The sequence below is a fragment of the Streptomyces aureus genome, from assembly GCF_001418135.1.
Lineage (GTDB): Bacteria > Actinomycetota > Actinomycetes > Streptomycetales > Streptomycetaceae > Streptomyces > Streptomyces aureus_A.
Map to the genome: position 1 here is coordinate 13,813 of NZ_LIPQ01000254.1, position 19,753 is coordinate 33,565.

Sequence of the window (19,753 nt, forward strand, 5' to 3'; positions counted from 1 at the left end):
TCAGCTCCGATTGAACATGGCGAGCATGCGACGCGTCACCGCGAAGCCGCCGAAGATGTTGATACTGGCCAGAAGGATCGCGACCGACGAAAGCACCGTGACCGCCGTGCTCGCGTGGCCGATCTGCAGCAGCGCGCCGACCACGATGATCCCCGAGATCGCGTTCGTCACCGACATCAGCGGCGTGTGCAGCGCATGGTGCACGTGTCCGATGACGTAGTAGCCGATCACGATCGCGAGGACGAAGACCGTCACGTGGGGCAGCAGCGCCGCGGGAGCGAACGCGGCGGCGAGGAACAGCGCCAGCGCGCCGAGGGCCACGCCGCCGAACTTCTGCTTCGCCGTCGCCGGCGCCTTCCTGGGCTTCACCTGCTCCACCGCGGCCGCCGTGGGCGCCGGGGCCGGGGCCGCGGATACCTGGACCGGCGGGGGCGGCCACGCCGACTCGCCGCCGCGTACGACGGTGATCGAGCGCTGCACCGGGTCGTCCCAGTCCAGGACCAGCGACCCGTCCTTGCCCGGCGTCATCAGCTTCAGCAGGCTCACCAGGTTGGTGCCGTACAACTGCGAGGCCTGGGCCGGCAGCCGGCCCGCCAGATCGGTGTACCCGATGATCGTCACGCCGTTCTCCGTGACGGTCGTCTCGCCCTTCACGGTGCCCTCGACGTTGCCGCCGTTGGCGGCCGCCATGTCGACGATCACCGACCCCGGCTTCATGCTCGCCACCATCTCCGCGGTGATCAGCGTCGGCGCGGGACGGCCCGGGATCAGCGCGGTGGTGATGACGATGTCGACCTCGCGGCACTGCGCGGCGTAGAGCTCGACCTCGCGTGCCTTGTAGTCGTCACCCATCTCCTTGGCGTAGCCGGTCTTCGAGACCTCCACCTCCGGGGACTCGATCGACAGGTACTCGCCGCCCAACGAGCGGACCTGGTCGGCCACCTCCGGCCGCGGGTCGGTCGCCCGTACGATCGCACCGAGCGAGCCGGCCGTGCCGATCGCCGCCAGACCGGCGACTCCGGCCCCCGCGACGAGCACCTTGGCCGGCGGGACCTTGCCCGCCGCGGTCACCTGGCCGGTGAAGAAACGCCCGAACTCGTGCGCGGCCTCGATGACAGCCCTGTAGCCGGCGATGTTCGCCATCGACGAGAGCACGTCCATGGACTGCGCCCGGCTGATGCGCGGCACGGCGTCCATCGACAGCACCGTGAAGGGACGCCGACCCAGCTCCTCGACCATCCCGGGGTCGAATGCCGGTGCGAACAGAGCGATCACCGTCGCCTCCGGCCGTACCCGGTCGAGCTGCGACGGGGCCGGCGCGTTGACCCCCAGCACCACGTCCGCGTCCGCCGCTTCGCCGATGGTCGCGCCCGCGGCCTGGTAGGCACTGTCGGTGAAACCGGCCGCGGCCCCCGCGCCCGAGGCGACGACCACGTCGTACCCCAGTGTGCGGATCTGTTGGACCGTGGTTGGCGTGGCCGCGACGCGACTCTCACCTGCCCGCGCTTCTTTGAGGACTCCGACGATCACGAGTGTTCTCCGTTCGCTGGTCTGGCCGTCAACGGCGTGTTCTCAGCACGCTAGGAAGAGTGCACCCGCGATGACCCGGAGCACGCCGCTCAGCTTGACCGTCGAAGGCTCGTCTTGAACAGCACCCACAGGTGAGGTACACGCAACACTCGACGGGACACGAGGCCCATGCCTCACATACCGCCGTACGCCGTGAAGGCACGGCTCCTCGCGGACCGGACGACGTCGGGCACGTCTCGTTCCAGCGAAGGCCATGGGAGACGCGGCTGACCATGCGCCAGGAGATCGAGTGTCGTCCCCCCTGGGGCGATGTCGTGGGGGCTCCGGCTCGGGCGTCGCCGTATGCCGGGACTGGGGGCGGGTTCAGGTCGATACTCACTTGAGACACAGTCGTCGGGTGTCGGAAGCGGTGTCCGGGCCGGCCGGAAGTGTGGCTGCGTGACGGTGTGCGGGTACCCGATGTCCGGTGTACGTGATGCCGGAGGCTGCCGTCATGCTGAGCATTCCCCACCACCCCGATGCCGCCGCCGAGGCGGGGCCCGCTGTCCAGGGGGAAACCGCCGTCCAAGAGAAACCCACCACCCAGGCGGGCTCCGACGGCCCGTCCCCGTCCCGGGATGGCGGATGGGCGCGTGCAAGGCGCGTCCGCGTGGGCCGTCGTGGCCGCTTGATCGCAGCATTCGCGTGGTGTGGTGCGTTGCTGATGTTGCTGCATGCCCAGGTTCCGAACGGGTTTGGCCTGGGGAGTCTGTTTGAGACGTTTCTGCCATGGTTTGGGCTGTGTGTTCCGGTGCTGCTCGGGTTGGCAGTGGTCCGGCGTTCCCGGCTGGCGGCTGTCGCTGTGGTCGTGCCCGCGCTCGTGTGGGCTTCTCTTCTCGGTGGTGCGGTCGTGGACAAGACCGCCGCCGGCGGAGACCTGATCGTGGTCACGCACAACGTGGGCGAAGCGAACCGGGAGCCCGGCGGGACCGCGCGCGCCCTCGCCCAGTCCGGGGCGCACGTTCTTGCTCTGGAGGAGTTGTCTTCGAAGACGACGCCTGTGTATGAGCGTGAGCTGGCCACGCGCTTTCCGTACCACTCGGTGCACCAGGGCGTCGGGGTGTGGAGTGTGTATCCGTTGCGTGGTGTGGAGCCGGTGCCGATCATGCCGTGGACGCGCGCGGTGCGGGCCACCGTTCACACGCCGAAAGGACCCGTCGCTGTATACGCCGCTCATCTTGCGTCGGTACGAGTCTCCCCGACTTCCGGGTTCGCCACTGCCCGCCGTAACGAGGCGGGAAGGAATCTCGCCGAGGCCGTGCGGGCGGAGCGCCTTCCCCGGGTCGTGGTGATGGGCGACTTCAACGGGACGGGTGAGGACACTGCGCTGAGGCCGCTGACTTCCCAGCTGCGTTCCGCGCAGGAGGAGGCGGGCGCGGGTTTCGGTTTCACCTGGCCGGCCTCGTTCCCACTGGTACGGATCGACCAGATCCTCGTCAAGGGAGTGAGCCCGGTCTCCTCCTGGTCGCTGCCGTCCACGGGCAGTGACCACCTTCCCGTCGCGGCCTCGCTGCGGCTGTAACGACTGCGACAGAGCCGCCGAGCGGGTCGCCGCGGCGGCTGGCAGCCCTGCCCGGGGCGGCTGGCTCTACCGGGCTGACTGGCCTGCCCGAGCCTGCAGGGCTGTACCGCCCGGGCCTGCCGGCCGTACTGCCGGGCCTGCTGTCTACGATGACGAAAGCATACGTTTACGCATGAACAGATAGGTGGCATGTCGGTCATCCGAGTACCAGGTCCGGTCCGTGTTCTCGTCGTCGAGGACGATGCGGTCATCCGCCGTGCTGTCCAGCTTTTCCTGGAGCGTTATGGCTATGAGGTCGCGGTGGCTGCGGACGGGCTTGCCGGCCTGGAGGCGTTCCGGGCCGATGCGCATGATCTGCTGATCCTGGATGTGATGCTGCCCGAGCTCGATGGCGTCGGGCTGTGCCGGCGGATCCGGGAGGAGAGTCTGGTACCGATCCTGATGATGTCCGCGAGGGGCGATGCCCTGGATGTCGTTGCCGGATTGGAAGCGGGCGCTGACGACTATGTCGTCAAGCCCGTCGATACTGCCGTTCTCATTGCCCGTATCCGTATGCTGCTGCGCCGTGCGAGCTTCCAACGCCCCGAAGGCGCGCAGAAGCCCTCCACGCGCTCTCCGCACTCCCAAGCAGGCGCCGACCGGTCCGGTGCAATGACCCTGGACCGATCCGGTGCGGTGTCCCTGCACAAGGCCGGTGCGGGGCCTGTGGACCGGGTCCGCGCCGCGGCCCCGCACATGCTGGTCTTCGGTGATGTCACCGTGAACACCACCGGTCTGGAAGTACATCGTGACGGCCGGCCGGTTCCGCTGACTCCCACCGAGCTGCGTCTCCTTCTTCACTTCGCGGCGGCGCCGGGCATCGTGCAGGATCGCCGGCGGTTGCTGCGGGAGGTCTGGGACTACGGCTGGGAAGGCGATACCCGGGTCGTGGACCTGTGTGTCCTGCGCCTGCGCAAGAAGATCGGGGCGGACCGGATCGAGACCGTCCGCGGCTTCGGCTACAAACTCGTCCGCGACTGAGAGACCAAGTCCGCTGATGGCACCTTTCAACCCACGCGCGCTGCGCTGGAAGATCGCCGCTTTGACCGCGGCCGCGTGCTGTGCGGTGGCCGCTGTGATCGGCGTCCTCGTCCACCAGGCCATGGCCGAACGCGGCGACCGTACCGGCGAACAACGCCTCACCGCCCGCCTGGCCGCCGCGGAGCGCGAATACACCCGCACCGGCACCACCCCCCTCGACGTTGAGATCCTCACCCCCCGCCAACTGCAGGCGCCCCTCGCGCACGCACTGGCCACCAAGGACCCGAACGGTCTGTTCGCGACCTGGTACGACAAGAAGCCACCCAACTGGTACTGGCTGTGGGCGGCCATGCCCATCGAGGGCGACCGGGTACTCGTCGCCCGCACGGACATGAGTACCGAGGTACGCGGTCTCCAGCTCCTGGACCGCAGCATCATCACAGCCGTGCTGGCCGCCCTTGCGGTCATCGTGCCGCTCGCCGCACTGGCCACCGAGCCGATCAACCGCCGGCTGCGTCACGGGTCCCGTACCGCCCGGGCCATCGCCGACGGGGACCTCGACGCCCGGATCGGTACCCCGGGCCGGGCCCGTGACGAGATCACCGACATGTCGGCCGCCATGGACACCATGGCCGAGACTCTGCAGCGCAAGCTGGAGAACGAGCGACGCTTCACCGCGGACGTCGCCCACGAACTACGCACCCCGCTGATGGGCCTGTCCACCGCCGCCGAGCTCCTCCCGCAGGGCGACGAAGCAGCTGAACTCGTCCGCGACCGGGCCCTGGCACTGAACGCCCTGGTCGAGGACCTTCTCGAGGTCTCCCGGCTCGACGCCGGCGCCGAACGGGCCCGGGCCGACGCCGTCCCGCTGGGGGAACTGGTCGCCGACGTCGTGGACCGGACCGGAACCCAGACCCTCGTCACGGTCAGGGACGCCGCTGTGGTGCAGACCGATGCGCGACGAGTGGAACGGATCGTGGTCAACCTGGTCACCAACGCACACCGGCACGGAGCGCTCCCCGTCGAGGTCACCGTCACCGGTACCCGGATCGTGGTAGGGGATCACGGGCCCGGCTTTCCCGCCGTGCTTCTCGACGAGGGGCCGCAGCGTTTCCGTACGGGATCCTCCGCTCGGGGACGCGGCCACGGCCTCGGACTCACCATCGCACTCGGCCAGGCCGAGGTCCTTGGCGCCCGGCTGGCCTTTGCCAACACTCCCGGCGCAGGCGCGACCGCCACCCTCGACCTGCCCCCGACCCCACCTGAAACGCATCCGCAAGACTTTGCGGCGACGGAGACGACGGCGCACTGAACGGCCCCCGCCTTACGCACCCGAGAGGGACGGCGGTCACGTGATCTTCGCCGCGGCTCAGCCCAGAGTGCGACGAACGCGGTCCGGCCGGCGAGAAGGCGGGCCGACCATTCCGCGTAGGCCTCGGCGGGCCAGCCGTTCCTGCGGAAGAGGACGACGGAGAGCTGGGCTCCGACCGCATACTTCGCCACGGACATCACGGAGCCGTTCGTCCTGACCGACGGCACCTCGACGTCCCGACGGGCCCGCGCACCGAGCCGCTCCCCCGGCGTTCTGAAGGAGGTCCGCGGCCAGGGGGCATGTCTGCACTTCGTCTCCGACGACGGAACAGCCCGTCCGAACTCTGTCCAGCACACCGCTGGTCGGCCTCCCGCTTCGCCATTCTGAGACCACCGCACCGCACCGCCCGAAGGCCGGATCGCTCTCACGGCTCACGTGCACCCGCCCCAGAAAGCGGGGGCGGGAAGGGGATGGTGGTCGCAGGGCCGCCCATCGGCTCCACCCCGACAGGTCGCACTGGGGCAGGCAGGCCAAGGTGCTCGGGGCCCGGCTGGCCTTCGGCAATTCTCCCGGCGCAGGCGCGGCCCCCACCCTCGATCTCCCGTCGGCCTCCCCTGAAACGTAACCGCAACAAGACCCCGCGGCGACCGAAACAGTCACGCCCCCCTCTGGAAGTACGTGCCCTCGAAGGTCGATTCAGGTGCGGGATTCGCACCCGTCCAGCCTTGGAGGTCCCTCATGCCCGCCGGCTCCCGCTGCCGCACCGCTCTCCGCCGGCCCGCCGTCCTGTACCTGTCCGCCGCCCTCCTCGCGAGTACTGCGGCCGGCTGGTACACCCTCACTGGAGGAGAGGTCTCCGGCCCCGGCGGAAACGCGCCCTCCAGTCCCGGCGCCGCCGCAGGCACCGAACCGTCTGCCGTCCTGAGCTGGTCAAGGGACCTGCCGTGGCCGGCGGAGGGGCAGTCGAGCGCGGAAGTCGAAGGCCTCGGCAGTCTCGGGACCAGCGGCGAGCAGACACCTGTGCCGATCGCGAGCATCACCAAAGTCATGACGGCGTACGTGATCCTCACCAGCCACCCCCTGCCCGCAGCCGAGCAGGGCGCCAAGGTGACCGCCGACCAGCAGGCCGCCGAAGAGTCGTACTCCCCGACAGAGTCGACGGCACCGCTCGTGGCCGGCCGTGCCTACACACAGCGCGAGCTCCTGGAGCTCATGATGCTGCCCTCCGGCAACAACGTGGCCAGGCTCCTGGCCCGCTGGGACGCGGGCAGCCAGGAAGAGTTCGCCAAGAAGATGAACAAGGCCGCCTCAAGCCTCGCGATGAACCACACGACCTACACGGGAGCCTCGGGCATAGAGCCCACCACGAAGAGCACGGCAGCCGACCAGCTGAAACTGGCCCGTGCCGTCATGAAGAACGAGGCCTTCCGCCAGATCGTCGCGACCCCCGCCGTCACGGCCCCCGGTCTTGGCGTGGAGATCCGCAACAGCAACAGGCTCCTCGGCCAGGACGGAGTGATCGGCCTGAAGACCGGCTCCTCCACCCCGGCCGGCGGCAACCTCATGTGGGCCGCCACCGCGAACATCGAAGGCACCTCCCGCCTCATCCTCGGTGTCGTCCTCCACCAGCAAGCCGGCACCAACCCCACCCAGGCCATGGCCACCGCCTTCTCCACCAGCCACACCCTCATCACCGCCATCCGCAACGCCCTCCCACAGGCCCTCGCGGGACCGTGAGAGGCCCTACGCAACCGGGCATACGCAGCGTCGCCGCCCACCGGCGCGGGGTTCTGGAGGGAACCCTTGCCGAGTAGGAGAAGGGACTGCGGCGGCAACGGACCGCCGTGCAGCGGATGCGTACCGAAGGCAGCCGGATGGGCCTGCTCTCCGAGTTCGTCACCCGACGTCTCGAGAACCTGCCCACAGACTCCCTGCATCAGGCGGACCTGGACACTCTGCTTGACCGGCCCGGAGGCCACCGTGACGCATGCGTTCTGGGCGCTGGGGTTCCGCTACTGCTCGGCCACGCCGATGCCCGCAACCCCGCCTCGGCTCCCGGCGGCGCCGCCGTACGCCTCGTCGACGTGTGGTGCCTCTCGGTCGAGCATGCTCAGCCGGCTACAGCGGAGGCAGCCAGGAGCGTCGCGGCGGCAAGGGCGCCCCAGAGGGCAGCCGGGCCGTGGGGTGCAAGAGTGGTGATGGCCGCCGGGGAGACGGCGAGCCCGAAACCCGTGGAGAGCTGGAAGCGGGCGAGGACTCGTCCGAGCGCATGCGCCGGGGCGAGGGCGGTGACGAGCGCGGTGGCGCTGCCCGCGTAGATGATCTCGCCGAGGGTGCAGACCACGGACACCGCAGTGATGGTCGGGGCAGCCCAGCCGTGTGCCAGGGATGCGGCCGCGAGGAAGCCGAGGTAGGAGGCGGTCAGCACCACACCGGCGACCGCCAGCACGGACCGGCGGGGGAAGCGGGACAGCAGGACGGTGACGGGGACCTGCAAGGTGACCACCAGCACCGTGTTGGCCACGAAGATGACCGCAGGCCACATCGGGGAAGCGTGCATCTGCGTCACCAGAACCAGGGGGAGCGCGATCTCCGGGACATTGAGGCAGAAGGCGTAGATCACGTTGGCGGCCAGCAGCGTACGCATCCGGGGTGCAGGCTCGCCGCCCTCGTCCTTGGCCACGACCGGGACCGCAGAGGGAGCGGTCGGGTGGGCGTGAACGTGGACGGACCACGTCAGGGTCGCCGCGGCGAGGTAGGCGAGGGCGGTGACGACTGCCAGAGCCTGCAGGGCGGTGGTGCCGCCCGTCAGGCATGCGGTGGCAAGGAGGGCACCGGCACCCAGTCCGGCGTTGCGCAGGGCGCGGCCTCCTGCGAGGGCGGCATCGCGTTCCCGCCGGTGGGCGATGGTGGCGACGAGGGCGGCGTGGGCGGCCGGCCATGCCTGGTTGCCGATCCCGAGGAAGAGCGCGGCCGTAGTGAACAGCCCCGTGTTACCCGTCGGGGTGGCCAGCAGCAGCACCACGCCCAGCACCCGCACGAGCATCGACGCCGCCACGACCGTGCTGCGTGCGCCCCGGTCCAGCCATCGCCCTACCGCGGGCATACACAGGAGACCCGCGACGATGCCGACTGTCATCGCGATGCCTGTCGCCGGCGCGGACAGCCCGAGGACCGTCACCCCGTACAGCAGCAGGAACGGCCGCAACAAGCCCGTGCCGAGCGCGTCCACGGCGAGAGCGACGGCGTAGCGGGGGCCTCCGGACGCATGCAGGAGAGCGCGGGGACGGATCTGAGCGGTGGTTGCCATGGCGCCCAAGCTGATGCCGGGCCGGCGATGCGGCACGCCGGTTGACGCACACTGTCAACCGGCGGCGTCATCGGCCGCACGGCCCTTGATGATGGAGGGATGACGCTGCGCATCGACATCACCGGACTGCCCGCCGGACGGCTGTGGTTCGCCGCCTCCCCGCTGGCCGAGCTGACCGCGATGCTGCACGTCCTGGCCGAACCCGCACACCACCCGCAGCTGGCCGACTGGGCCGACGACGTCTGGGCCGCAATGCCGTCCGAACTGGCCCGGCAACTGAGAGAAGCGCAGTTCCTCTGGCGCTCCTCGCGAGCCGACTTCCTCGTCCCCGCCCGACCCCGACGCACCCTCACAGCAGAGCTCGACGACCTGGACCGGATCGACGACGAAACCTACGTCGCCACCGCGCTCACCACCACATGCGGCAACAATCGCATCCACTTTCCAGCAGCGTCACCACTCGCCGACCGAGCCGCCCGTGAGCACGCTCTGGACCTCGCCCAAGCCCGAGGGGCACTCCAAGAAGCCTTCGCGGAACGGCTCCTCGCGGACCCGACCGCCGTACGAGCGCGGGTACGCCGCACCCTCGAACAGTGCGCCGAGGCATTCTTCGACACCGCCTGGACCGCCGTCGCCATGGAACTCGCCACCGACCTGCGGCTGAAGAACGACCTGCTGAAACGACACGGGATCGAGGCAGCTCTCGGCTCCGTCTCCAGCGCGGTCACCCTGGCACCGGACGGCGGCAGCATCCTCGTGGACCAACTGCAGGACAACACAACCACCGCCCACGACCGCGGCGTCACCTTCATCCCGAGCGCCTACGGCCGCCCTCACCTGGTGGTCATCCACGCGCCGGGACGGCGGCCGGTCGTGCAGTACCCGGCGACCGGACCAAGCCCGTCACAGCCCGTGCCGCAGGAAACCGTTGCGCTTCGACTCGAAGCACTGGCACACCCCGTACGTCTGCGGCTGCTCCGCACCCTCGCCCGCGGCCCGCACACCAACAGCGAACTCGCCCACGCCTGGAAGCTCTCTCCCCCGGAAGTCTCCCGCCACCTCACCGTCCTACGTCACGCAGGCCTCCTCACCGCCCAGCGGCGCGGGCGCTACGTCCACTACACCCTCGACCACACACACATCGCGACACTCGGCACAGACCTCCTCACCGCCCTCCTGCGCTGAACAGCAGCGGGCTGCCGGGCCAAGGGCACAGTCCAGCCACGACGAGGCACGCCTCGCCGCAGTACGCGTCCACTCTCGCCGACAGCGTCGTACGTCTGACGCTGGAGTCCCTTGAGCGCTGTGGCCTCGGCAAGGCGAACCGCATGCCCGTCTTGGTTCTCAGCAGGACTTCCCCATCCGATGCGGACTTCGCGGCCGTCGACACCCCGATGAGGGCGGAACCTGACGTCGCCCTCGCCTACGGGCCGACGCAGCCCACAAGCAACCTGTCGCCCGTATCGAGACGCACAGCGATCAGGCTGGATACGCCGGGCGCATGAGGCCTCTCAAGATCGGCGGGTCGATTGTGGTGCTCGTGATCTCGAGGACCAGGCTGCCTGGATACGGATGGTCTCGCTCGCGGCACCGCTTCCAGCTCGGGGCGACCCGCCTTGCTGGGGCGGGATGCCCAGGGGGTGCCTTCAGCTGGGGCGGCCGGCGCCCGTCAGCCATTCGCAGTCCAGATCGCCGCGTTGAGCGCCGTGGCGAAGCACACCCAGCCCAGGTAGGGCACGAGCAGGAGCGCGGCAACTTTGGACACGCGGCTGAAGAACACGATCGTGACGCTCGTCGCGGCCACCAGGAGGAGGATTTCGATGAGAGCGGCGCCGTATTCGCCCAGTCCGAAGAAGAGAGGGGTCCAGCCGAGGTTGAGGGCCAGTTGCACAGTCCACCACGCGATCGCCGGCTTCCTGTCCGGTGCGGCCTGTCGCCGCCAAACCAACCATGCGGCAGCACCGATAGTGGCGTAGAGGACGGTCCAGACAGGGCCGAAGAGCCAGGCGGGAGGAGCCCAGGCCGGCAAGTCCAGTGACGTGTAGACCGTCGCCGCATCCGCGGAGGCGAGGGCACCCACCGCCGCAACGGCGTACACCGCCAGCAAGAAGCCGATCAGGGCGGCCCACGCCCTTCCGCCATGTGCGGTCACTCGGTTGGCCACTTCAGACACCAGGGCTCCCTGCCACGATCGCGCCACTCGGACACCTGAGCTTCTGCCCTCCGGCCCTGCTCGGATGCACCCCTCCCCGGCCGGCGCTTCGCGAACAGAAGCGTGCGGGAGCGGCGGGCTCAGGGCTCCATCGCCTGCGCCGCGTCCGGTATCTGCTGGGTGGTCATGCGGAGGTGGGACAGCGGGTCCACGGCACTCCGGCTCCCGACGGGGGCGGCGCCGATGGAGCCCGTCAGCGTGACTCCGAGGGCGGCCAGGGCCGCGCTCTTGGCGAGCAGTCGTCCCGGGCGGTGGGGCGACCTGGTCCTCGGCTCCGCCTTCGTGGGCGTGGTCCGGCCGCTCGGGAGCGTACCGGACGAGCGGCGGACTCCGGAGGGGTTCCCGGGCGCCGTCGCCGACTGTGCGGCGTGCGGGGCGTCGCACGCGGCGGGGATCGGCAGCGCGGCCAGTGCCTTCTGGCAGGTGCGGGCGTCGGGTCGGTTGGAGGCCTCGTGCGCTGTCATGGCCGTCAACAGCTTGCCGAGTTCCGGGGGCAGTCCGTCGGGTAGCTCCGGCGGACGGTGCAGCCGTGCGAGCGCCGCCTCCAGGGGCGGGCCGCCGTACTCCCGTTCGCCCTTGAGGGCCTCCAGGAGTACGAGTCCGAGGCTGTAGACGTCGGCCCTCGGCCCCGTGGTCCGGCCGAGTGCCTGTTCCGGTGCCATGTAGCAAGCCGTCCCCATGAGGATGTCCCCGCCGTCGGTGGCCGGGGCGGCCCCGCTGCTCGCGGCGTCGTCGGACGCGGCCGTGGGGTCGTCGGCGGTGGCGAAACGGCGGGAGATTCCGAAATCCGTCAGGCGCGGGGCGTCGGTCCCATCCAGGAGGATGTTCGACGGCTTGACGTCACGGTGGACTATTCCTGCTCCGTGCACATGCGCTAGTACGGAGGACAGCGCGACGCCCATGCGGCAGGTCTCGGTCACCGAGAGCGCGGAGCGGGCGAGGCGCCGGCGCAGGGTCGTCCCTCTGACGAGCTCCATCACCAGGAAGGGACGGCCTTCATCGCGACCGGAGTCGAAGAGGGTCACCACACCGGGATGCTGCAGCTGGGCCAGGAGACGTCCCTCGTTGTCGGAGTGCACCTCCGTCCGGGTGTCGCCTTGGCGGAAGACCTTCACCGCGACGGGCCTGCGCAGCCGGAGGTCCACGGCTTCGTAGACGTCGGCTGCTCCCCCTCTCCCCAGCAGGGCGTCGAGCCGATACCGGCCGGCGACCGCGTGAGCCGTCAGCCGGTTGTCGGGTTGGACGCGCCACGGACGGACCTGCATCTCGGTTCTCCCTGTCTGTTCCGTTGCCGCCTTGTGCCGTCCGCCTTTTCGTCGACGAGCGGTGTGCCGCCCTTCGCCCCGCCCAGTGCGGACCCTCCGGTCTGGGCGCTTTCGCCTCCGCACGTCGCGGCCGTGCGGCCGCCGCGTGGGGACCTCGGGGTACGGCTGCCCCGGATGCCCCGGGGCATCCCTGTGATGTCCGCGCATTCGGCCGACGCGGGCGGCCGGTCGCTTTCGGGCGTCCGCGTTCGGGCGGTGGAGGGCACCTTCCGGGTGCTTCCGGGGGACGTGAGCTCTCTGCCCCGTCGCGGGTGGTTCGCGGCATCGGAGGGGTCGGGGAGCGGGCGCCACTGCGCCCGTCCGTGCGCCCGCGCGCCCCTGCGTGAGGGATGGCCGCGGCCGGATCTCGCCTCCACGATGAACCGCGTCCCGTCCCGCCCGCCGCGGACGGGACGCTGCGTGTCCGGCGGCGCCAGAGGGCAGGACCGTTCGCGCGTCACCACTTCGGCGATCCATACGGGGGGATCCATGGGCAGGCGCTGGTTGATCACGGGGTGCTCTTCAGGCCTCGGAAGGGCATTGGCCGCCGCGGCGGCACGGGCGGGGCACGAACTCGTGGTCACCGCCCGCAAGACCGCGGACCTGGAGGACCTCACCGCCGCATGGCCCGGAAGGATCGTCCCGGTGCCGCTGGAGCTGCGGGACCCGGCCTCCTGCCAGGAGGCCGTCCGGACGGCCGTGGACCGCCTGGGAGGCATCGACGTCCTCGTCAACAACGCCGGCGTCGGTCTGTTCGGCGCGGTCGAGGAGGTCTCCGACGCCGAACTCCGGGAGCAGCTGGAGATCCTGGTCGTCGGGCCCTGGAGACTCACGCGGCTCGCCCTGCCCCTGATGCGGGCCCAGGGGCACGGCCACATCCTCAACGTCTCCTCCGTCGTCGGCCGGATGGCCTTCCCGGGCCTCGGCGCCTATGTGGCCGCCAAGCACGCGCTGGAAGGCATGAGCGAGGCTCTCGCGGTGGAGGCGGCCCCGCACGGCATCCGTGTCACGGTCGTCGAACCCGGCATGTTCGCCACCCGCTACGGCACCGCCATGACGGAAGCCGCCCACCGGGTTCCCGCCTACGACGTGACCAACCGCGAGATGCTCGAAGGCGCGCGCGGACTCGCCGACAGCCCCGAGACCGGACGTCCCGACGACTACGCGGCACGGGTCCTGGCCATCGTCGACACTGCGAGCCCCACGCCCCTGCGCATCCCGGTCGGAGCCGACGCGTACGGCTATCTGGACGTCGCGGAACAGGCCGCCCGCGAGGAGTACGCCGCGGCGCGGGCCCTGGTCGACGGGCCACCGCCCACGGCCTGACGGGCCGTCGCACCGCGCCCTGAACCGCGCGGCCCACGGCCGCGCCACCGCCCGCGGTCGCCAGGAGCGGCGCCGGTCGTGCGAACCGGAGGCATGCGCGGGGCTGTTGTTACCTGTGCGTTCCGCATAGGTGGAAGGTGACAGCGGCGACTGTCGGGGGCCTCGGGGGACGTGACAGCGTCGTGTCCGTCACCGACCGAGGGAGTGCGCAGTGAACAAGGGGTACGCGGTGTTCTGCGACGCCGACCGTCACTTCTACGACGCGCCGCACCGTCTGGTCTTCGCCGAGGGAGCGGGCGACTCGCTCTACCGGGCGGCCACCCTCCCCGTACCCGAGGGCTGGACATCCCACCGTACGGGCGACTGGCTCGCCCTGCGCCCCCTGGACCACGCGCTCCCGTCGCAGGGCTGGAAGATCCACGTCTCGGCCTGTCTCGACAACGCGGAGGCGATCCTCGCCACGGTCCGCGAGTACTGTCTGGGACACGACGTGGCCTTCAAGTTCGTCCCCAGCCGCTACCTGCTGCACCAGCGCAACGCCAAGTACGCGGACCGCTCGGCGAGCGGCAAGTTCATCACCGTGTATCCGGCCGACGACGAGCAGTGCGAGCGCGTGGCCACCGATCTGGCGGGGCTGCTGGAGGGCCGGCCGGGTCCGTACATCCTCAGCGATCTGCGCTGGGGCCGGGGCCCCGTGCACCTGCGGTACGGCAGCTTCACCCTCCGCCACTGCTACGACGAGCACGGGGAGCTGCGGCCGGCCGTCGAGGACGGGTCGGGCACGCTCGTACCCGACCGGCGCGATCCCGTCTTCCACGTGCCCGCCTGGGTGACTCCCCCCGCCTTCCTGCGTCCGCACCTGGAGGCCAGGGCCTCGGTGACCGTCCAGGACATGCCGTACGACATCGAGAAGGCCCTGCACTTCTCCAACGGCGGTGGAGTGTACGAGGCCCGGGACCGGCGGACCGGGCGGCGGGTCGTCCTGAAGGAGGCGCGGCCGTACGCCGGCCTCGCCGCCGACGGCGCGGACGCCGTGACGCGGCTGCACCGCGAACGCGAGGCGCTGGAACGGCTCTCGGGGCTCGCCTGCACGCCGGAGGTCCTCGACAGCTTCACGGTGGGCGACCACCACTTCCTGGCGCTGGAGTTCGTGGAGGGCAAGCCGCTCAACACCTTCTTCGCGCGGAGGCATCCGCTGATGGACGCCGATCCGCCGGCGGAGCGGCTCGCCGAGTACACGGAGTGGGCGCTGCGCATCCACGGGCTCGTCGAGCGGGCCGTGGCCGCGGTGCACGCACGCGGGATCGTCTTCAACGACCTGCATCTGTTCAACATCATGGTGTCCGAGGACGAGTCCTCGGTGGTGCTGCTGGACTTCGAGGCGGCCCAGCCCGCCTCGGAGGGCGGTCGTCAGACCGTCGCCAACCCGGCGTTCGTGGCGCCCGCCGACCGGCGGGGGTTCGATGTGGACCGGTACGCCCTCGCGTGCCTCCGGATCGCGCTGTTCATCCCGCTCACGAGTCTGCTCGCGGTGGACCGGGGCAAGGCCGCGCACTTGGCGGAGACCGCCGCGGCGCGGTTCCCGCTGCCCCCCGGTTTCCTGGCCGAGGCGGTTCGGGAGATCACGCGCGACCCGGCCGGTGGCCGGTGCGGCGGGAGCTCGCGGGCGCCCGACCGTCCAGCGGACCGCTCCCGGTTCCTGCCCACGGAGCCGGTCGACTGGCCGAACAGCCGTGACTCCATGGTGGGCGCGATCCTGGCGTCGGCGACGCCCGAAAGGGAGGATCGTTTCTTCCCCGGGGACATCGCGCAGTTCGCCACCGCCGGCGGGGGCATGAGCTTCGGACACGGCACCGCCGGAGTGCTCCACGCCCTGCACGAGAGCGGGGCACCCCGATGTCCGGAGGCCGAGGACAAGCTCCTGCGGCACGCCAAACAGCCCGACTCCGGCACACCGCTCGGCTTCTACGACGGGCTCGCCGGTGTCGCGTGGACCCTCGAACGGCTCGGGCACACGGCTGCCGCGCTCGAACTTGCCTCACTCGTCGCCGAACAGGACCACGAGGGCCTCGCCGCCGACCTGTACGGAGGGACGGCCGGTGTCGGCCTCGCCCTGGACGCCCTGGCCACCGCCACCGGTGAGAGTGGCCTCCACGCGGCGGCCCTGCGCTGCGCCGAGCTGTCCGCCCGCCCGCTCCGGGCTGGCGGACGACCGGCGGGAGCGGCAGGGGCGGCAGGGGCGGCAGGCAAGGTGCGCACCGGACTCCTGCACGGCTCCGCCGGACGGGCCCTGCTGTTCGTACGGCTCTTTGAGCGCACCCGGGACACCTCCCTCCTCGACCGCGCCGCCGAGGCGCTCCACGACGACCTGAGCCGCTGCGTCCGCGGTGCCTCCGGGACCCTGCAGGTCGACGAGGGCTGGCGCACGATGCCGTACCTCGGCGCGGGCAGCGTGGGCATCGGCATGGTGATCGACGACTACCTGATCCACCGGCGCGACGACGCCCTGGACCGGGCGCGCCGCGAGATCGTGCGGGCGGCGCAGGCCACCTTCTACGCCCAGCCCGGTCTCTTCCGGGGCGTCGCCGGAATGGTGCTCCACCTCGCCCGTACGAACGTCCGCGGGCCCGGCACGACACCGGAGGACGTACACCGCCAGATCGGCTGCCTGAGCTGGCACGCCATGTCCTACCAGGGCCGACTCGCCTTCCCCGGCGAGCAGATGATGCGCCTCTCCATGGACCTCTCCACCGGTACGGCGGGCGTCCTGCTCGCCCTCTCCTCGGCCCTGGGCGACCGCCCGGCCCACCTGCCGTTCCTTCCGCCGCTCCCGCGGCCCCACGAACCGGCCCCGTGACGGGGTCGCCCCGCACCACCCGTCCCCTACGAAAGGAAACGATCATGAACCTCTTCGACCTTCAGTCGCTGGAGACCCCCAAGGACGAGGCCATCGGCGATGTCGAGACCGGCAGCCGCGCGAGCCTCCTCCTCTGCGGTGACAGCAGCCTCAGCGTCACGACCTGTAACTGACCCGATCCGGCTTCCCGCACGGCGCCCCGAGCGCCGGTGAGGAGTCACGGGGCCCCGGGAGCGCTGCTCCCGGGGCTCCGGCCGTCGGGGCCGGACCGGCGGCCCGGCGGGAACGTCGCTCCCGGAGGGGAAGAGAGGAGGTCGGATGGCCTCGCCGACCGGTTCCGACCGGCTGCTCCGCGGCTCCGTACGGCACACCGCGGGCACCACAGCGGCGCTGCTGCTCTGCTCGGTCGCCGGCGCGGCCTGCTCGCTCGCCGTACCCGCGCTCGCCGGCAGGACCCTGGACGTGCTGCTACGTGACCGGCCGGGAGCGGGAACGTGGCTGCTGTGGACCGCCGTACTGCTCGCGGCCGAAGTGCTCCTGGAGACCGGTTCGGTGCTTCTGACGCAGCTCGCCAACGCCCGCGCCACCGCCTGGATCCGGCTGCGCGCCCTGGGCGGTCTACTCGGCACCGCGCCCCACCGAGCGGCACCCCACTCGGGCGGCGACGTCGCCGCCCGGCTGTGCGTCAACGCCACCGACAGCGGCACGGCCCCGGCGGCCCTCGCGACCTCGGTGTCGTCAGCGCTCGTGCCGATCGGCGCACTCGTCGCCCTGGTCCTCATCCACCCCTGGACCGCCGCCGTCTTCGTGGCCGGTCTGCCCCTGCTCCTGCTGCTGCTCCGCGCGTTCGCCACCCAGTCCTCCGACTCGGTCGGCCACTACCAGCGGGCGCAGGGCGCCGTCGCCGCCCGACTGGCCGAAGCACTCGGCGGCGCGCGTACCATCGCCGCCGCCGACACAGCGCGGCACGAGGAGGAGCGCATCCTCGCCCCGCTGCCGGACATGACACGGCACGGCACCCGCATGTGGCTCGTCCACGGCCGCGCCGTGGCCCGCAGCGGCGTCCTCCTGCCCCTGCTCACCACGGCCGTCGTCGCGGTCGCGGGAGTCGCTCTCGCCGCCGGCGAGGTCAGCGTGGGCGGGCTGCTCGCCGCCTCGCGGTACGCGGCGCTCGCCGCCGGGATCGGAGGCATCGCGGCACCACTCGGCACCCTGGTCCGAGCCCGCAGCGCGGCACGCCGCACCGCCGAACTCGCCGATCTGGCGCCGATGTCGCACGGCTCCGCGGTCCTGCCACCCGACACGCCCGGGGACCTGGAACTGCGGGGAGTGCGGGTGACGCGCGGCGGCGTCCCCCTGATCTCGGACGTGACGCTCACGATCGGCGGCGGGTCGACGGTCGCCGTCGTGGGCCGGTCCGGAGCGGGCAAATCGACCCTGGCCGCCGTCGCGGGCCGGCTGACCGACCCGGACGCCGGGAGCGTCCGCCTGGACGGAGTCGACCTGGCGGAACTGTCCCGGTCGGAGCTGCGCGGGGCGACCGCGTACGCCTTCGCGCGTCCCGTCTTCGACGGCGGGGCCACCCCCACGATCGGCGCCGCGCTGGCCGCCGGGACCGGGCCCGCCCGGAGCCCGGCCACGCCGACGAGCGTCCGGGACGCCGCGACGGCCGCCTGTGCCGACACCTTCGTCCGACTGCTGCCGCTGGGCTACGAGACCCCGGTGGACGACGCCCCGCTCTCCGGCGGCGAGGCCCAACGCCTCGGTCTGGCACGGGCGTTCATCGGCCGGGGCCGTCTCATGATCCTCGACGACGCGACGTCGAGCCTCGACACGGCCACCGAACGTCAGGTGGAGACCGCCCTCGCCACACCGTCACGGGCGTGCACCAGGCTGATCGTGGCCCACCGGGTGTCCACGGCCGCCCGGGCGGACCTGGTCGTCTGGATGGAGGCGGGCCGCGTGCGGAGGTCCGGACCGCACAGCCTGCTCTGGGAGGAACCGGAGTACCGCGCGGTGTTCACCGCGGAGGCCCGGCCTGCGGACGCCCCGCGCTGGTCCACCGGGCCGGATTCCACGGAGACTGCCGGCTCCGGCGCTCTGCCGTCGTCGGTCGTCCCGGGGACGGGAGCGGGCGAGTGACGCCCGCTCCGGGCCCAGGGCGGGCGAAGGAACCGACCATGCCGAAGGCGAAGGCGACGGACCGTCCGGCACCCGCGGCCGCCGCCGACGAAACGGGCTCGGCACAGCGCATCACCCGTCCGGCACCGGCTGCCGCCTCCGACGTAACGGACTCGGCGCAGCCCATCACCCGTCCGGCACCGGCTGCCGCCCACGGCGAGACGGGCGCGCCCGGGAGCGTCACCTGTCCTGCACCGGCCGCCGCCTCCGACGAAACGGACTCGACCCGGCGCGTCACGGCCTCGCTCCGGTCCCTCCTCGTCCGCCGCAAACGCGTCCTGGCGAAGCTGGCGGCCTGGTCGGCCGCCGAATCCGCGCAGACGTTCCTCGGCGGCTACTGCGTGGCCCGCTCCCTCGACGACGGATTCCTGAGGGCCGCACCCTCGACCGGGCTCCTCTGGCTGGCGGGGGCCGCCGTGGCCATCCTGCTCGGCGCTCCCGTCGTCCGGGGCGTCTTCGCCCAGCTCCCCCACCTCACGGAACCACTGCGCGACCAGCTCGTACGGGGGTCGGTGGTACGCGCCCTGCGCACCGCCACGACCGCGGGCCGGGGCGGGGGCGTGGACGCCACAGCGGTGTCCCGGCTGACGAGTCAGCCCGAGATCGCCCGGGACAGCTTCGCCGGACTGGTGCTCGCCACCCGCTCCTTCGTCTTCGTCGCCGCGGGGGCCCTCGTCGGCATGCTGTCGCTCGCGCCGCAGTTCCTCCTCGTCGTACTTCCGCCCCTGGTCCTGGGCCTCGCTCTGTTCACGGCCTCCCTGCGGCCCATGGCGCGGGTCCAGCACCGGTACCTCGACGCGGATGAGGCCGTCGGCCGGCGCGCCGAGATCACCCGCACCGCACTGCGGGACATCGTGGCCTGCGGGGCCCAGGAGACGACCGCCGCGCAGAACCGCCGGGCCGTCGACGCGGCGGCCGCCGCCCAGCGCGCCCTGGCCCGCTGGGCGTCCGTCCGCACGTTCTCGGTGGCGACGGCCGGACAGCTGCCGGTCCTCCTGCTGCTCGTCACGACGCCGTGGCTTCTCCGCCAGGGCGTCACGGCCGGGTCCGTGGTGGGTGCGCTTACCTACGTCCTCCAGTCGCTGCTCCCCGCGCTGCACACACTGATGACCGTCCTGGGCGCGGCGGTCGTCTCCTGGG

At 71.6% G+C, this 19,753-nt stretch carries 13 protein-coding genes and 2 pseudogenes; 11 read left to right on the forward strand and 4 right to left on the reverse strand.

What is annotated here, in order from left to right:
• On the reverse strand, nt 1-1,530 hold the full coding sequence (locus AOK00_RS21330) for a Re/Si-specific NAD(P)(+) transhydrogenase subunit alpha (RefSeq protein ID WP_055601895.1): 1,530 nt from the start codon (nt 1,528-1,530) through the stop codon (nt 1-3).
• Nucleotides 1,531-2,023: 493 nt separating this feature from the next.
• Between AOK00_RS21330 and AOK00_RS21335 the strand changes: the two genes are divergently transcribed.
• The 5 genes and pseudogenes from AOK00_RS21335 to AOK00_RS40485 all read left to right on the forward strand — a co-directional run.
• Entirely contained in the window at nt 2,024-3,091 is a 1,068-nt protein-coding gene (locus AOK00_RS21335; RefSeq protein ID WP_079042112.1) for an endonuclease/exonuclease/phosphatase family protein, read from the forward strand.
• Between the two features lie 189 nt (nt 3,092-3,280).
• Nucleotides 3,281-4,111, forward strand: coding sequence for a response regulator transcription factor (locus AOK00_RS21340; RefSeq protein WP_055601896.1), 831 nt, complete (start codon nt 3,281-3,283; stop codon nt 4,109-4,111).
• Between the two features lie 16 nt (nt 4,112-4,127).
• Complete coding sequence (locus AOK00_RS21345; RefSeq protein WP_055601897.1) at nt 4,128-5,423, forward strand: sensor histidine kinase; 1,296 nt, start codon at nt 4,128-4,130, stop codon at nt 5,421-5,423.
• Between the two features lie 738 nt (nt 5,424-6,161).
• On the forward strand, nt 6,162-7,160 hold the full coding sequence (locus tag AOK00_RS21350) for a D-alanyl-D-alanine carboxypeptidase family protein (RefSeq protein WP_055601898.1): 999 nt from the start codon (nt 6,162-6,164) through the stop codon (nt 7,158-7,160).
• A gap of 77 nt (nt 7,161-7,237) precedes the next feature.
• A pseudogene (locus AOK00_RS40485) lies at nt 7,238-7,385 on the forward strand (MerR family transcriptional regulator); the annotation flags it as partial.
• Between the two features lie 148 nt (nt 7,386-7,533).
• On the opposite strand, the gene AOK00_RS21355 reads toward AOK00_RS40485, so the two are convergent.
• Nucleotides 7,534-8,733: an MFS transporter gene (locus AOK00_RS21355; protein ID WP_055601899.1), complete on the reverse strand. Its 1,200-nt coding sequence runs from the start codon at nt 8,731-8,733 to the stop codon at nt 7,534-7,536.
• Nucleotides 8,734-8,832: 99 nt separating this feature from the next.
• Between AOK00_RS21355 and AOK00_RS21360 the strand changes: the two genes are divergently transcribed.
• Nucleotides 8,833-9,918 (forward strand): helix-turn-helix domain-containing protein, encoded by a 1,086-nt coding sequence (locus AOK00_RS21360; protein WP_055601900.1) that lies wholly within the window; start codon nt 8,833-8,835, stop codon nt 9,916-9,918.
• Nucleotides 9,919-10,402: 484 nt separating this feature from the next.
• Here AOK00_RS21360 and AOK00_RS21365 read toward each other — a convergent pair whose 3' ends face one another.
• Both AOK00_RS21365 and AOK00_RS21370 read right to left on the reverse strand, forming a co-directional pair.
• Nucleotides 10,403-10,906, reverse strand: coding sequence for a TspO/MBR family protein (locus AOK00_RS21365; RefSeq protein ID WP_055601901.1), 504 nt, complete (start codon nt 10,904-10,906; stop codon nt 10,403-10,405).
• A gap of 119 nt (nt 10,907-11,025) precedes the next feature.
• Complete coding sequence (locus AOK00_RS21370; RefSeq protein WP_055601902.1) at nt 11,026-12,210, reverse strand: serine/threonine-protein kinase; 1,185 nt, start codon at nt 12,208-12,210, stop codon at nt 11,026-11,028.
• 528 nt (nt 12,211-12,738) lie between these two features.
• Between AOK00_RS21370 and AOK00_RS21375 the strand changes: the two genes are divergently transcribed.
• The 5 genes and pseudogenes from AOK00_RS21375 to AOK00_RS21395 form a co-directional block, all read left to right on the forward strand.
• The gene (locus AOK00_RS21375; protein WP_055601903.1) at nt 12,739-13,575 is read left to right on the forward strand and encodes an SDR family oxidoreductase; all 837 of its coding nucleotides are present in this window, start codon (nt 12,739-12,741) and stop codon (nt 13,573-13,575) included.
• A gap of 211 nt (nt 13,576-13,786) precedes the next feature.
• Nucleotides 13,787-16,432, forward strand: coding sequence for a class III lanthionine synthetase LanKC (gene lanKC / locus AOK00_RS21380; protein ID WP_055601904.1), 2,646 nt, complete (start codon nt 13,787-13,789; stop codon nt 16,430-16,432).
• Nucleotides 16,433-16,476: 44 nt separating this feature from the next.
• Complete coding sequence (locus tag AOK00_RS21385; protein WP_015037662.1) at nt 16,477-16,605, forward strand: SapB/AmfS family lanthipeptide; 129 nt, start codon at nt 16,477-16,479, stop codon at nt 16,603-16,605.
• A gap of 145 nt (nt 16,606-16,750) precedes the next feature.
• The gene (locus AOK00_RS21390) at nt 16,751-18,574 is read left to right on the forward strand and encodes an ATP-binding cassette domain-containing protein (protein ID WP_055601905.1); all 1,824 of its coding nucleotides are present in this window, start codon (nt 16,751-16,753) and stop codon (nt 18,572-18,574) included.
• A gap of 38 nt (nt 18,575-18,612) precedes the next feature.
• A pseudogene (locus AOK00_RS21395) lies at nt 18,613-19,753 on the forward strand (ABC transporter ATP-binding protein); the annotation flags it as partial.